Here is a 14,052-nt window from a genome sequence, read left to right on the forward strand (position 1 = left end):
CCGCTGCCCCGGCCGCGCCCGCTGCCCCGGCCGCCGGCGCCAGCAATTTCACCGACGCTGAAATCAAGCAGTTCGCCGCCGCCGCCGTGGAGGTGACGAAGATCCAGCAGGACAGCAGCATCGCCGCCGCCGACAAGCAGCCCAAGATGCTGGCGGCGCTCCAGGCGTCGGGCATCCCGCCGGAAAAGTTCAACCAGATCGGCCAGGCCGCCGCGGCTGACCCGGCGCTCCAGCAGAAGATCCAGGCGGCCGCGCCAACCTCGGCCGCTCCTGCAGCCCCGGCCGCGGGCGCTGCTCCGGCTGCTCCGGCCACCCCACCCGCCCAATAAACGCGACAAATTCCTCCCTACGCGAAGCGTGGGGAGGGGGACCGCCGCCGAAGGCGGTGGTGGAGGGGAAATACGCAGGTCGTGCCCCATTCCCCTCCACCACGCTTCGCGCGGTCCCCCTCCCCATCTCCCGATGGGGAGGAATTGTATAGTCCGCATCCCCAAGCCGAATCCCAAATACCCTCGCCGATCCCGGCAAATTCCCGTCAGATGTTCCATCAGAGGGCAAATCCCTCTAGGCAACGGCCATGACCTCCCCTGTCTGGCACCCTTTCTTCCAGCACGGCCTGAACGAGCCGATCCCCCATGTCGAACGGGCGGAGGGGGCCTTGCTGCATCTGGCGGGCGGCGGCACGCTCATCGACTGCATCGCCAGTTGGTGGGTGACGACCCACGGCCATTGCCATCCCCGGATCGCGGCGGCCATCGCCGATCAGGCGGGCAAGCTCGACCAGCTCATCTTCGCGGGCTACACCCACGGCCCTGCCGAAGAGGTGGCGCAGGGGCTGGTCGACATCGCCCCCCGCGCCGCGAACCGAGACCCGCTCGCCCATGTCTTCTTCTCCGACAGCGGCTCCACGGCGGTCGAGGTCGCACTGAAAATGGCGCTCGGCTATTGGCATAATCGGGCGCTGGACGGCCTGTCCGAACCGCGCCACCGCATCCTCGTCCTCCAGCACAGCTATCATGGCGACACCATCGGGGCCATGTCGGTGGGCGAACGCGGCGTCTATAACGCCGCCTGGTCGCCCCTGCTGTTCGACGTCAGCACGATCCCCTTCCCCCATGCGGGCCAGGAGCAGGCGACCCTCGACGCGCTGGAGGCCGCCTGCGCGCAAAAGCCCGCCGCCTTCATCGTCGAACCGCTGATCCTGGGGGCGGGGGGGATGCTGGTCTATCCGGCGCATGTCCTGCGGGAGATGGCGGCGATCTGCGCCCGCCACGACGTCCTCTTCATCGCGGACGAGGTGATGACCGGCTGGGGCCGCACCGGCACGCTCTTCGCCTGCGAACAGGCAGGCATCGTCCCGGACATCATGGCGGTGGCGAAGGGCATCACCGGCGGCGCGATCCCGCTCGCCGCGACGCTGGCCAGCCCGCGCATCTTCGAGGCGCACAGATCCACCGACCGCGCCCGCCTCTTCTACCATTCGAGCAGCTACACCGCGAACGCCATCGCCTGCGCCGCCGCCGCCGCCAACCTCGCCATCTGGCGGGAGGAGGATGTGCTGGGCCGCATCGCCGCTCTCGGCCAGGGCATGGCGCAGCGACTCGCAAAACTGGCTGAGCATCCCGCCTTCGCCAATCCCCGCCAACTGGGCGTCATCGCCGCGATAGACCTGATCGCGCCCGACGCCGGTTACCTCTCCGACCTCGCCCCGCGCCTGCGCGCCTTCGCCGAACAACAGGGCCTCTTGCTGCGCCCGCTCGGCAACACCATCTATCTGATGCCGCCCTATTGCCTCGACGCGGATCAACTGGATCGCGTCTTCGCGGTGCTCCAAAAAGCCGGCGATGCATTCGGCGCGTCAGCCTGACTTTCTTTTTCGGCATTTTGGCGCTATGGCGGCGCGATTTTTCGGTTTCCCAGGATATTATGGCAAAAGAAGAACTGCTTGAAATGCGCGGACAGGTTGTGGAGCTTCTCCCCAACGCCATGTTCCGCGTGCGGCTTGAAAATGATCACGAGATCCTCGGCCACACTGCCGGCAAGATGCGCAAGAACCGCATCCGCGTGCTGGTGGGCGACGAAGTGCTGGTCGAACTCACCCCCTACGACCTGACCAAGGGTCGGATCACCTACCGCTTCAAATAAGCCGCCTCACGCATGCGGCTCATCCTAGCTTCTGCTTCTCCCAGACGGTGTGAACTTCTGGGTCAGATCGGCGCGTCTCCGGACGCGGTGGACCCGGCCGACCTCGACGAAACGCCCCTGAAGGGTGAACTTCCCGCCGCCTACGCCGCCCGCGTCGCCGCCGAAAAGGGCGCGTTGGTCGCGGCTCGCCATCCCGGCGCGCTGGTCCTTTCCGGCGACACGGTGGTCGCCGCAGGCCGCCGCATCCTGCCCAAGACGGAGAGCGAGGCCGAAGCGCGCCAATGCCTCCAGCTCCTCTCCGGCCGCCGCCACCGCGTGCTGAGCGCGATCACCCTGATCGACGCGGAGGGCAAGGCGCGCCACCGCCTCTCGACCAATATCGTGACCTTCAAACGCCTGGATCGTGCCGAAATCGACGCCTATCTCGCGTCGCAGGAATGGCAGGGCAAGGCAGGCGGCTATGCGATCCAGGGCCGCGCCGCGGGACTCATCCGCGCCATCCAGGGCAGCCACAGCGCGATCATGGGCCTGCCCCTCTACGAAACCCGCGCGCTGCTGAGGGCAGCGGGCTATCCGTTGGATTGACCGAACATGGCCGAATGGCTCTATGAAGAAGGCATTGGCGAAGCCCGCGCCGCGCTGATCGAAAAGGGCCGACTGGTCGAAGCGCAGATCGAACGGACAAGCGACGCCGCCCGCACGGGCGCGGTTGTCCAGGCCAAGCTGATCCGCACCGTCATCCCCAGGAAGCGCGGCATCGCCCGCCTCATCTCCGGCGAGGAAGTGCTGGTCGAACCCATCCCGCCGAAAATCGCGGAGGGCGCGACCGTCCTGCTCGAAATCCTGCGCGAGGCGATCCCGGAGGAAGGCTGCGCCAAGCTCGCCAAGGCCCGCATCGCCCAGCCCGGCTCGAAGGCGCATCCCGCCCCCAGTCTGCTCCAGCGCCTGCGCGCCACCGGCCTGCCCGTCATCCCCTGTCCGGCGCATGAGGAAGACCGGTTCGAAGCCCATGGCTGGAGCGAATTGATGGAAGAGGCGATCTCCGGCGAGATCGGCACGGAAGAAGCCGCGCTGCGCATCTTTCCCACGCCCGCGATGATCCTGATCGACGTCGACGGCTCGCTCCCGCCCGCCAAGCTCGGTCCCAAGGGTGCGAAGCTGGCCGCGCAGGCGATCCGCCGCCTGGGGCTGACGGGATCGATCGGCATCGACCTGCCGACGATGAACAACAAGGACGAGCGCGCCGTCGCCTCCGCCCAGATCGACAAATATCTGCCGCTCCCCTTCGAACGCACGGCGGTCAACGGCTTCGGCTTTGTCCAGATCATCCGCCGCCGGGAACGCATGAACCTGATGGAGCTGCTCCGTGCCGACCCGGTCGAGACGGCGGCGCTCGCCCTGCTGCGCCGCGCCGAACGCCACGGCAATGGCGGCCCCGCGACGATCGCCGCCGCCCCCGCGATCATCGACCGCCTGCACAAGGCGACCGGCTGGATCGAAACCCTGGCCCGCCGCCGCGGCGGCGCTATCGGGTTGAAGGCGGACGCAGCGCTGACCATATCGGCGGGCCATGTCTCCTAAAGCCACCTCCTGCCCCGTCTGCGGCCAGCCCTCGGCCCGCGAAACCCGCCCTTTCTGCGGAAAGGCCTGCCGCGACCGCGACCTGCTGCAATGGCTGGGCGAGGGTTATCGCGTCCCCGGCGCGCCCGCTTCGGACGAGATGAAAAAAAGTGGCGACGATGGGGTAGACAGCACCCCGGCCTGATGCCTATAGGCACGCCTCACCAAGCGCCCGGTGGTCCTCGCCGGCGCTCGTGCCCGGGTAGCTCAGTTGGTAGAGCATGCGACTGAAAATCGCAGTGTCGGCGGTTCGACTCCGTCCCCGGGCACCATCTGCCATCCTTGTGCCATAAGCTGGTGAAAGCGCTTACGCTTCACGCTGGCGGTGGTGCAAATGAACCTCCTCCTCTCCAGTCATGGCCGCGGTTTCCACCTGCCCGGCGCTATATGCATAACATCGCCCGAGCATCTCCGGGTTGTCGCGAGCAGGTCGACCTGCAACTTGTGAGGGGCGGTAGCGCCGACCGATGGCTATGAGCCAAGTCCGCGCCAGGATGGTGGCGGCTTCAAATCGATCCTGCTCAAAGGCGCGGCTGGCCCATGCGGCGAAGCCTGCTCCCAGCGGTCTTCCCCGAAGCTCCACCGGATCGAGAATCGCACCCTGTCGGACCAGCCAGCGACAGACCAGCCGGCCGTTTCGCCGGATCGTGATGGGGACAGGCAATTCGACCTCATCCGGGACTTCTGCTTCATAGACTATCTCCCTCGACGGTCCTTGAGCATGGCCGATCGCCATGACCGCCAGGTCCAGAAGATGGGTGCAATGACGGCGCGCGTTCCCCCCGGTGTAGAAGTCGCGCCTTGGCGTGCCGATCGGCAGCCCGACCAGGGACTGAAGCTGGGCGATCGCGCCGGGGCATGCCGTGGTGGGAAGGCGGATGCCTTGGCCCGCAATGGCGGTCACGATCGAGGCGTCATGCAGGATGGAACAGCGCATTTCATGGAAATTGTCGAGGAGATGGCTGTCGACCCGATTGGGCCGCGCGCGCAGCGACACGCGACGAATGGTGGAGCCGGTCCCGTAATCGGGATTGAGTGGAAAGTTGAGCTGCCCGGGTCTCATGGCAAGGGCGCGGACCTGCCGGCGCAGGTGCAAGATTCATGCGGCTTGTCGAGCGCCTTGTCCATCAATGCGCGCCTATGCGAAACGCGGCGGTCGCTTCGCCAGGAAGGCGGCGACTCCTTCCCGTCCTTCGGGCGCACCGGCGGACTTGGCAATCGAGGCGGCCTCGCGATCCAACTGGGCGGCAAGGTCGGCGGTTGCCGATTCCATCAGCAAAGCGCGGCATCTGGCGAGTGCGCGGATCGGCCCCTTTGCGAGCGTCGACGCAATGGCCGACGCCTCGGCAAGAAGCGCGTCGTCGGGGACCATGCGCGTCACAAGGCCGATGGCGGCCGCTTCCTCCGCCCCGATTCGTCGATTGGCGAACAGCATTTCCTGCGCCCGCCGCATCCCGACCAGGCGCGGCAGCCACCATGATGCGCCGCCATCCGGCGTCAGTCCGACGGCGCTATAGGCCGAGGTGAAATGCGCGGAGGCAGCCGCCAGCGCAATGTCCCCCAATATTGCAAGGCTAAGCCCCGCACCGGCGGCAGGACCATTGATCGCCGTGACCAGAGGCTTTTCCATCGTGGCGAGCCGATGGACGCCGGCGTGGAAACTGAGCGCAAGGGCGCCGACCGCCGCTTCGGCGTCCTCCCCGGCGGCGGAGAAGGCGTCGATGTCGCCGCCGACGCAGAAATATTTGCCGCTTCCGGTGAGGACGACGCAGCGTATGTCCCGCTCCGCCGCGCATCGCTCCGCCAGTTCATGAAGGCGGAATGCGAATTCAGGATCGACGGAGTTGCGCTTTTCGGGGCGTGCCAGCGTCAGCCATGCGATGCCGTCATCAATGTCGAGAGTGATGGCCGGACCGTTCATCGGGCGCCGGCCTTCTCCGCCTGCCGCCACGCCAGGCGCATGAGTTCCGGCAGTACCGCAACCCGCTCGCGCGCCTGCGCGGAGGAGGCGTTGCCACGGATGACCCGGCCCTTGATGCCGTGGAAGATGGCCGCGAGCCGAAAGAAGTTGAAGGCCACGTAGAAGTCGTAACCCGGCATGTCCGCCAGACCCCTGCGCCGGCAATAGGCGGCGAGATAGGCCTCTTCATCGGCTATGCCGAGCGCAGCGGGGTCGCTCCCGCCGAGGCCAGCGACGATGTGCGGCGGCATGCGATACATCATCGCATGATAGGCGAAGTCCGCGCCCGGATGCCCCAGGGTCGAAAGCTCCCAGTCGAGCACGGCCAGCACGCGAGGCTGCGTCGGGTGGAAGATCAGATTGTCGATGCGGAAATCGCCATGGACGATGCTCGTTTCCTCGCCCGGCGGGATGTGGGCGGGGAGCCATTCCACCAGCCGGTCCATATAGGGATCGCGGCCCGCCTGCGCGTCCTCAAGATATTGGCGGGACCAGCGCGCTATCTGCCGTTCGAAATAGTTGCCGGGCCGGCCATAGTCCGCAAGGCCGGCGGCCACATGATCGATGCTGTGGAGATCGGCGATCGTCGCGTTCATCGCATCGAACAGCGCGGCTCTTTCCGGGGGAGACACGCCGGGAAGCGCTGCATCCCAGAAGATGCGGCCTTCCACCATGTCCATGACGTAGAAGATCGTGCCGATGACCGCGGGATCGGTGCACAGGCCATGGACGGCGGCGACCGGAAAGCCTGCCCGCGAGAGGGCGGCGAGCACCCTTGCCTCCCGGTCAAGCGCATGGGCACCCTTGAGCAAGGGGCCGGGCGGTTGCTTGCGCAGGACATAGGTCTTGCCGGGCGTGAGCAGCTTGTACGTCGGATTGGACTGCCCGCCCTTGAACTGCTCGATCGTGAGCGGCCCGGCATAGTCGGAGACATGGGCGCGCATCCAGGCGTCCAGCGCTCCCAGATCCAGCTCATAGCCGGGGCGAACGGCGGCGGTTCCGCTATTGTCTTCGACCAGGGCATTCATCGGGCGTCGCCTTCCCTCGAAATGGGCGGGGGCAGCCATTGGCCGTTCAGCATGTCGGGCTTTGGCCCATAGGCGCGGATCACGACGAAAAATGGGCCTGCCGGTGCGGGAAGCCAGTTTCCATCGGATGATGCGGCATGCTGGATGCGGATTTCGATGGAGCCGTCCTTCCGCACCTTCAGGCCCTTTGTCCGGTCGCTCACCAGATAGCGACGCAGCGGATTGGGATGGAGGGCGAAGGTCTTTGCGTCGTAGAGGGTGACGGACCAGAAGCTGTTGACGGGCGGGGGCGTTTGCAGCCGGAGCATGTAGCGCGACGACGCGCCGTCCAGCGCCGATCCATTGCCGTCCGCGAAGGTGGTGTAGGAGGCATTTTCCTCCCGCACATTCGCGCCAAGGCCTGCCATGTTGATGACGGACCGGCGCAGATAATTGAAACCGTAGATGCCCTTGTTGACCTTCATCCAGCCCGTGCCGGTGGGTTCGCCCAATTGCGACTTGGCGCGTGTGAGCAGGGCCATCGCCTCCGCGTAACCGCTTTCGATGGCGGCTCGCGTGGCCGGGGCCAGCCTGTCAGGGTTGAACGGGCGGTCGCCCCCTATGCCGAGCGGTCGAAATCGCGACACAAGCGCCTCCTCGCCCGGCTGCCAACCATTGGCCCGAAGCACATGGTCGAGCGCCCGGAAATAGCCGACAGCGCCAGGGGCGGGTGGTGGTGGCGATGCGCCGCCATGAGAATCCGCCGGCCCTTCGCCTTCCGGAACGATGATCCGGACCGCATCCTGAAAAGCGCGCGCGGTCCGGACTTCGGCGTCGTACTGGGCGAAGGCGCGCATCAGGATCCAAAGCTGGGTCGTGGCGGCCGGATAGACCGTGACCCCGGCGGGCGCAATCCCGCGCCAGTTGCGCGGCACCAGCAGGAAGCGGCCGCCCTTGACGCCTATCGTGCGATTGCTGAGGTTGCTGGGATTGCCGAAGATGTCGAAGATATTGAGCGTGAAATATTTGAGCTGCGTGGCCGGGATGTCGATTTCGACCGGGCCCCTGCTCAGGTCGATCCAGGCCGTGGAGTAGAGCGTGTCCGTATTGGGCACCTTGAACGTGGCATAGTCCGGCCCTGCGAGGTTCCTCTCATGCGCGAAGCGGTTGAACCCCGTGTAGTTGCTGGAACTTCGATCGAACACCTGCCGATAGAGCTGCTCATAGTGCAGATAGGCAGCCATGCCATAGACGGTCGCGTCGAAGGCGACGGTCCGGAGCAGGGTGGCGCGATCCTTCTCGTCCCTGGGCAGCAGGTCTTCGCCATATCCGGCCTGCGAAATGGGTGCCTCCGGCGAGGCGAAGTTCGCTGGCTGGGCATGTCCAGCGGTCGAGGCAAGGAACGGCAGGAGAACCAGCATCGGCCGCATGGTCGGCATCCATCGTCCAGCGCTCATCCCTGCGCCGCCTTCCAGTCGCGCTTGATCTTCTTGGCCAGGCTCCATTTATGGACTTCGGTCGGACCGTCATAGATGCGGAAGGCGCGGATTTCCCGGAACGCCTGCTCGACGATAGTGTCGCCGGACACGCCCGTCCCGCCCATCACCTGGACGCAGCGGTCGGCGACGCGGAACAGCGCATCCGACACCGCGACCTTCGCCATGGAGCTTTCCGCCGTGCCGAGCGAACCTGTGTCGAGAACGCCCGCGCACCAGTCGATCATGCGTTCAGCCTGCTTCAGGTCGATCAGATTGTCCGCCAGCATGAAGCCGACGCCTTCATGGTCGACCAGCGGCTTGCCGAAGGCGTGGCGGCGACAGGCATAGTCGGTGGCGATTTCCTGCGCGCGCGTCGCGAGGCCGAGCCAGCGCATGCAGTGGGACAGGCGGGCAGGGCTGAGGCGTATCTGCGCATAGGAAAAGCCTTCTCCGCTCGCGCCCAGCATCTGGTCCGCCGGCACGCGCAGATCGACGATGTCGACTTCCGCGTGCCCGCCGGGCATCGAACTGTCGATCGTGTCGATCACGCGCACCGTCCGGATCGCCGGGTTGGGCAGGTCGACGAGGAACATGCAGGCGCCCTCGTCCGATCGGGCCATGACGATGCCCACGCGCGCGCCTTCCGCCCCGGTGATGAACTTCTTGCGGCCGTTGATGACCCAATGGTCGCCGTCGAGGCGGCAGGTCGTCTGCATCATCGACGGATCGGACCCCGCGCCGCCGGTTTCGGCAGGCTCGGTCATGAAGAAGGCGGAGCGCGCCTCGCCCCTCACCAGCGGATCGAGAAACCGGGCCTTCTGCCTGGCGCTGCCGACCTTGCCGAGCAGATACATATTGCCCTCGTCAGGCGCGGCGGTGTTGCAGGCGAGGGGGCCGAGCGGCGACAGGCCCGACTTGATGAGGACGATGGCTGTTTCCCGCTGCGTCAGATGCGATCCGTCAGGCAGGATATGCGGGGTCAGCACGCCTGCCTCGCGTGCTTTTGCGCGCAGTTCCCCGACGAGCGCGTCTTCCGGGCCATGAAAGCCGAGGCGATCATCCTTTTCACAGGGAATGACCAGGTTCCGGACGAAGGCTTCCACCCTTGAGGCGATGGCGGTTGCTCGCTCGGTCATTGCGCGGTGCTCCCGCCGTCGATCACGAGTTCGGCGCCCGTCATGTAGCGGGATTCGTCGCTGGCCAGGAAAAGGATGCCGTCGGCGATCTCCTCCGCCTGCCCGATCCGGCCGAGCGGGACGTCCGCCAGCAGGGTTCTGGCGATTTCCGCATCGGCATGGGCAGGCGCGGTCAGCGGCGTCGCGATGTGACCGGGGTGAATGGAGTTCGCCCGCACGCCGTTGCCGGCCGCCGCGCATTCGATAGCAGTCGCCTTGGTGAACATCCGGACGCCCCCCTTCGCCGCGCTGTAGGAGCCGGTGCCCGCGCCAGCCACGATGCCCCGAATGGAGGACATGTTGACGATCGCCCCCCGGCCGGAGGCGGCGAGCAGCGGCATCATATATTTGGTGCCTAAGAAAACACTGTCGAGATTGACGGCGATGATCGACCGCCATTGCGCCAGCGTCGTGTCCGCAATCGACGCGAACTTGCCGAACCCGGCATTGTTGACGAGGACGTCGAGCGTGCCGAACCGCGTTTTCACGCGATCGGCCAGCGCGATCCATGCCTGCTCGTCGGTGACGTCCATGACCACGACCTCATGGCGGTCGCCCGGCAGGGACTTGGCCGCATCCGACAGGGCATCCCCGTTGCGATCGGACAGAATGAGTGTCGCGCCCTCCGCCGCGAAGCGCCGAGCGGTGGCGAGCCCGATGCCCGAAGCAGCGCCGGTGACGAGCGCGATCCGCCCCTGAAGCCTGCTCACGACCTTTCCTCCCCTGCGTCAGCCTTGCCCTTGCTGAGCGAAATCAGGCTGTCGAAGACCGGATTTTCCCGGGCAAGGATGGCGTGCGTCCGTTGCGCGATCACCTGGTCATACCGGGTCGAGGTGAAGACGTAGAACTGGTCATTCCGGATGCCGTCGAACGCCTGCGCGGCCACTTCCTCCGGCGAGGGGGCGTTCTGGAACAGATTGTCCGAAATCGACTGGAACTCCGCGGCTTCGGCTGGCCGCCCGTCGCTGGACCGCAGATGGGCAGGGCGGGATCGTTCGGCCTCGTAAATGCGGGTTGCGACCAGGCCGGGACACAGCATCGTGACGCCGATCGGGGCGTTCTGCTCGCGAAGACCGGCATAGAGGGCTTCGGTGATGCGGACGACGGCATGCTTGGACGCGCCATAAACGGCGGAGCCTTCGCCGCTCACGAAGCCGGCCACGGACGCCGTGTTGAGAATATGCCCCGGCCGCCCCTCGGCAAGCATCCTGGGCACGAAGCTGCGGATGCCGTTCACCACGCCGTCCATGTTGACGCCGAAGGCCCAGCGCCAGTCCTCCAGCGCATATTCCCAGACCAGCCGATGGCGGCCGCCGGGGACGACGCCGGCATTGTTGCACAGCAGGGACACCTCCCCAAAGCGCGACCATGCAAGGTCGGCCAGGGCCTGCACCGCCTCCGGATCGGCCACGTCGGTCCTTTGGAGCGCGATTGCCGGACTGTCGATGGTTGCGGCCACCGCTTCAAGGTCGGCCAGATTGATGTCGGCGAGGACCAGGTTCATCCCCTCTCGCGCCGCCAGATGGGCAAGCGCCGCGCCAATGCCGCTGCCGGCCCCCGTAATGACTGCCGTCCTGCCCTTGAAGTCCCTCATCGGGGCCTGCTCCTCTCGCATCGGCCGAATTGGGGCGGCCTCCTATAAGGGTGCGATGTAATCGACCGTCCGGTCGGACGTCAACTCCTTATCGGCAGTTGACCGCGATCCCGAAGCGGCATAGCCATGTTCAACCGACCGGACGGTCCGTGCACTGACGGAGAGACGATGACTGATCTTCTGCCCCCGCTCGCCAGTCTTGGCCGCCTGCGCCGCGACGCCCCGAAGACCGTCGCGGGATTTCGCCGCTGGCGCGCGATCATCGATACCGACGGCGCCGTTCCTGCCAGGGTGAAGCGATTGTTCGTCGCCTGCGCCGCCACGATGAAGGGCTATCGGGAACTCGCAACGCGGGAACTGGCCGAAGCGCGGGCGGCCGGTCTCACCGAGGCGGAGGCGGGAGCGGCGATCGCAATCCTCGCGAGCGTGCGCGGCGAGGGGGCGTCGCTGCGCTTCCATGATCTTTTTCGGGAGATCTACCCCGAAGCCACCGATCCCGACTGGCCCGACGACGACATGATCGTGGAAGATGGCGCCGCGCAGGCCAATTTCCTTCAATATTTCGGCGCCATGCCGCCTTCGCTGGGCAAGCTGTTCGAGGTCAAGCCTCTGGGCGCCGACGCCTATTATCTCATGCGCGAGGGGACTTTGTCGGGGACGGCGCTGGGGCCTGTCTATGCGGAACTGCTGCTCGTCACCGTCCTTGTGGCCGACTATAGTTCATGGGCGTCCGTCCATATGAAGGGCGCGCGCACCGCCGGCGCCAGCGAGGAAGCGGTGGCCGAAGCGGTGATCTGCGCCGTGCCGACCGCCGGCCTGTCCGCCTGGGTCGTCGGCGCGACCGCGATGGATGCGTGAGGCGGGAGCCTATCTGTCGCTTGGTCTATAGGTACCTAAGCATCATGATCCATCGGCAGGACATTTGCTCCCGGCCCCGCCCGATGGCATGGGCGAATCATGAAACGCATCGGCCTTCTTGGCGGCTCCTTCAATCCGGCGCATGACGGGCATCGGGACATTTCCCGGTTCGCGGCCGACGCGCTGGCGCTGGATGAAGTCTGGTGGCTGGTCTCGCCGGGCAATCCGCTCAAGCCCAGGGCCGGCATGGCGCCCCTGCCCGCCCGCCTTGCCCGCGCCCGAAAAGTCGCGCGGCGCAACCTCATCCGGCCGACGGCGATCGAGGCGCAGCTTCGCACGCGATATACCATCGACACGGTGAAAGCCTTGCGACGCCGCTATCCGCGGCATCGCTTCATCTGGCTAATGGGGGCGGACAATCTTGCCCAATTCGGCCAGTGGAGGGACTGGCGCGGTATAGCCCGGATTATGCCCATTGCCGTGATCGCCCGGCCCGGCTATGATGAGGCCGCCCGTGGCTCACCGGCCATGAGCTGGCTGCGGCGCTTCGTCCGGCCCGCACGCCAGAGTGCAGCATGGACGGATTGGAGACCGCCGGCGCTTGTGCTTCTGCGCTTTCGCCCTGATCCAAGATCGGCGACCCTGCTGCGGCAGGCAGACCCCCTCTGGCATCGCGAATATGAACACACACGCGTGCGCGACCCGCTCACGCGCCGGTTGATTGTCTAGAATGGAGCATCTTTGACCAGACCGCATCCCGCCAACGACACGGCTCATAATGCCGACAGCGTTGCCGCCCTGCACGACCTTGTCTTGAAGTCGCTTGACGACGACCAGGCGCAGGAAACCATCTCCATCCCCCTCGAAGGCAAGAGCAGCATCGCCGATCACATGGTGATCGCCAGCGGGCGTTCGTCCCGTCAGGTGGCGTCGATGGCGCAGAAGCTGGCCGAGCGGATCAAGCAGGCGACCGGGCGTTCCGCCCGCGTCGAGGGCCTGCCCGTGGCCGATTGGGTGCTGATCGACGCCGGGGACGTGATCGTCCACCTGTTCCGGCCGGAGGTGCGCAGCTTCTACAATCTGGAACGGATGTGGGGCTTCGTCGACGCGCCGGTCGCGGGAACCGCCTGACCGGCCCTTCGACAAGCGGCCTGAGCTGTTGGAGCGCGCTGCGCTAAATCGGACGCAGGCCGCGCGGTCCAAGTTTCCGTTGTCGCATCGTTTCAAGCAGAAAACCTGTTCCCGCTTTTCTGCACGATGCTCTAAGGGGGCAGACCATGCTCCTCCACATCATCGCGCGCGGAAAGATCGGGCGCTCGCCAGAGGCGGAACTGGTCGACCGTTATGCCAGGCGGCTGACCATGCCGTTCAGGATCACCGAACTGCCCGATCGGGGCGGCAAGCTGCCGCCGGCCCCGCCGGGCACCGTCACCGTCATGCTGGATGAAAAGGGCCGGCAGCTCAGCTCCATCGACTTCGCCCGCCGCATCGAGGGCTGGCGCGATTCCGGCAAGCGCGAATGCCGCTTCCTGATCGGCGCTGCCGACGGCTTCGACGATGCGGAGCGGGACAATGCCGACCTGCTGATCGCCTTCGGCGCGATGACATGGCCCCATATGATGGCCCGCGCCATGCTGGCCGAGCAATTGTGGCGGGCTTGCTCCATCCTGGCCGGGCACCCCTATCATCGCGAGGGGTGAATGTCCGCCCCCATGCTTCTCCAGGGCGTGTGGGGGATTCAGCCCATGGCGGGCTGCAAATAGCGGCTTTCTGCGCTTCCGGTGCTCACCTACTGAACTAGGCTGCGTCGAAACGAGTCACCTGCCTCCTTTCGAGGTTCTCGAATTCCACTATTTTCGCCGCGCCCTGAATTCAATCCCACACACCCTGGTCCGACATCGCTCGACAGGAGCCGGGGTTTGCGCCTAGTCAGGCATAGCCGGCGTCCCAAGCCGGCGGGGGGTTTGGGTTGAGACGGACGGCGATCATCGCGGCATGTCTTGCCGGCGCGGCGGCGCTGGCCGGATCGCGCCTGCCCGCCGTCGATGGGCAGGCGGTGATCCTGACAGGCGCCGGCGGCACCAGCCTCAATGAGGAACAGGCCGCCCTGAAGGCCGCGCGCCGCCAGTCGGAGGAAGCGCGGTCGCGTTCCGAACGGCTGGAGCGGCAGGCCGCCGCCGCCCGCAGCGAAGCCGACCAGGCCCGCCGCCGCGCC

The 14,052-nt window shown here is 66.4% G+C and carries 17 protein-coding genes, 1 tRNA gene and 1 pseudogene; 12 read left to right on the forward strand and 7 right to left on the reverse strand.

Annotated elements, in window-relative coordinates; all coding sequences use genetic code 11:
• The 7 genes from L286_RS25755 to L286_RS25780 all read left to right on the forward strand — a co-directional run.
• Window positions 1-329: DUF4168 domain-containing protein (locus tag L286_RS25755; protein WP_021222924.1), on the forward strand; the 329-nt coding region annotated here is incomplete at its 5' end.
• Window positions 330-577: 248 nt separating this feature from the next.
• Complete coding sequence (locus tag L286_RS25760) at window positions 578-1,867, forward strand: adenosylmethionine--8-amino-7-oxononanoate transaminase (RefSeq protein WP_020819056.1); 1,290 nt, start codon at window positions 578-580, stop codon at window positions 1,865-1,867.
• Between the two features lie 59 nt (window positions 1,868-1,926).
• Window positions 1,927-2,145 (forward strand): translation initiation factor IF-1, encoded by a 219-nt coding sequence (gene infA / locus L286_RS25765; protein WP_003049127.1) that lies wholly within the window; start codon window positions 1,927-1,929, stop codon window positions 2,143-2,145.
• Between the two features lie 12 nt (window positions 2,146-2,157).
• Entirely contained in the window at window positions 2,158-2,730 is a 573-nt protein-coding gene (locus L286_RS25770; protein ID WP_025160668.1) for a Maf family protein, read from the forward strand.
• 6 nt (window positions 2,731-2,736) lie between these two features.
• Window positions 2,737-3,726 carry a ribonuclease gene (locus L286_RS25775; RefSeq protein ID WP_020819055.1) on the forward strand — a complete coding sequence of 330 codons (990 nt, stop codon included), beginning with the start codon at window positions 2,737-2,739 and terminating at the stop codon, window positions 3,724-3,726.
• Window positions 3,716-3,910 carry a DNA gyrase inhibitor YacG gene (locus L286_RS47565; protein WP_007685215.1) on the forward strand — a complete coding sequence of 65 codons (195 nt, stop codon included), beginning with the start codon at window positions 3,716-3,718 and terminating at the stop codon, window positions 3,908-3,910. The genes L286_RS25775 and L286_RS47565 overlap by 11 nt, the downstream gene beginning before the upstream one ends.
• A gap of 51 nt (window positions 3,911-3,961) precedes the next feature.
• Window positions 3,962-4,037, forward strand: a tRNA-Phe gene (locus tag L286_RS25780).
• Between the two features lie 35 nt (window positions 4,038-4,072).
• Here the strand turns inward: L286_RS25780 and L286_RS25785 are convergent.
• The 7 genes from L286_RS25785 to L286_RS25815 all read right to left on the reverse strand — a co-directional run bounded on the left by L286_RS25785 (window position 4,073) and on the right by L286_RS25815 (window position 10,979).
• On the reverse strand, window positions 4,073-4,828 hold the full coding sequence (locus L286_RS25785) for a DUF2889 domain-containing protein (protein WP_238559275.1): 756 nt from the start codon (window positions 4,826-4,828) through the stop codon (window positions 4,073-4,075).
• 75 nt (window positions 4,829-4,903) lie between these two features.
• Window positions 4,904-5,686 carry an enoyl-CoA hydratase/isomerase family protein gene (locus L286_RS25790; RefSeq protein ID WP_025160667.1) on the reverse strand — a complete coding sequence of 261 codons (783 nt, stop codon included), beginning with the start codon at window positions 5,684-5,686 and terminating at the stop codon, window positions 4,904-4,906.
• Window positions 5,683-6,753, reverse strand: coding sequence for a phosphotransferase (locus L286_RS25795; RefSeq protein ID WP_007682910.1), 1,071 nt, complete (start codon window positions 6,751-6,753; stop codon window positions 5,683-5,685). Before L286_RS25795 ends, L286_RS25790 begins: the two co-directional genes overlap by 4 nt.
• Window positions 6,750-8,189: a DUF1254 domain-containing protein gene (locus L286_RS25800; RefSeq protein WP_025160666.1), complete on the reverse strand. Its 1,440-nt coding sequence runs from the start codon at window positions 8,187-8,189 to the stop codon at window positions 6,750-6,752. The genes L286_RS25795 and L286_RS25800 overlap by 4 nt, the downstream gene beginning before the upstream one ends.
• Window positions 8,186-9,346: an acyl-CoA dehydrogenase family protein gene (locus tag L286_RS25805; RefSeq protein WP_025160665.1), complete on the reverse strand. Its 1,161-nt coding sequence runs from the start codon at window positions 9,344-9,346 to the stop codon at window positions 8,186-8,188. Before L286_RS25805 ends, L286_RS25800 begins: the two co-directional genes overlap by 4 nt.
• Window positions 9,343-10,095, reverse strand: a complete 753-nt coding sequence (locus L286_RS25810) for an SDR family NAD(P)-dependent oxidoreductase (protein WP_020819050.1) — start codon at window positions 10,093-10,095, stop codon at window positions 9,343-9,345. Before L286_RS25810 ends, L286_RS25805 begins: the two co-directional genes overlap by 4 nt.
• Window positions 10,092-10,979: an SDR family NAD(P)-dependent oxidoreductase gene (locus tag L286_RS25815; RefSeq protein WP_020819049.1), complete on the reverse strand. Its 888-nt coding sequence runs from the start codon at window positions 10,977-10,979 to the stop codon at window positions 10,092-10,094. Before L286_RS25815 ends, L286_RS25810 begins: the two co-directional genes overlap by 4 nt.
• Before the next feature lie 168 nt (window positions 10,980-11,147).
• Here L286_RS25815 and L286_RS25820 point away from each other — a divergent pair, with 168 nt between their 5' ends.
• From L286_RS25820 to L286_RS0124060, 5 genes and pseudogenes are all read left to right on the forward strand, one after another.
• Entirely contained in the window at window positions 11,148-11,837 is a 690-nt protein-coding gene (locus L286_RS25820; RefSeq protein ID WP_020819048.1) for a carboxymuconolactone decarboxylase family protein, read from the forward strand.
• 96 nt (window positions 11,838-11,933) lie between these two features.
• On the forward strand, window positions 11,934-12,566 hold the full coding sequence (locus L286_RS25825; protein WP_274518502.1) for a nicotinate-nucleotide adenylyltransferase: 633 nt from the start codon (window positions 11,934-11,936) through the stop codon (window positions 12,564-12,566).
• Between the two features lie 12 nt (window positions 12,567-12,578).
• On the forward strand, window positions 12,579-12,968 hold the full coding sequence (rsfS, locus tag L286_RS25830) for a ribosome silencing factor (protein ID WP_007686701.1): 390 nt from the start codon (window positions 12,579-12,581) through the stop codon (window positions 12,966-12,968).
• Window positions 12,969-13,114: 146 nt separating this feature from the next.
• Window positions 13,115-13,537 carry a 23S rRNA (pseudouridine(1915)-N(3))-methyltransferase RlmH gene (locus L286_RS25835; RefSeq protein ID WP_007686702.1) on the forward strand — a complete coding sequence of 141 codons (423 nt, stop codon included), beginning with the start codon at window positions 13,115-13,117 and terminating at the stop codon, window positions 13,535-13,537.
• Between the two features lie 269 nt (window positions 13,538-13,806).
• Window positions 13,807-14,052: pseudogene (locus tag L286_RS0124060) on the forward strand (metalloendopeptidase); the annotation flags it as partial.

Source organism: Sphingobium sp. HDIP04 (assembly GCF_000445085.1).
GTDB classification, from domain to species: domain Bacteria; phylum Pseudomonadota; class Alphaproteobacteria; order Sphingomonadales; family Sphingomonadaceae; genus Sphingobium; species Sphingobium indicum.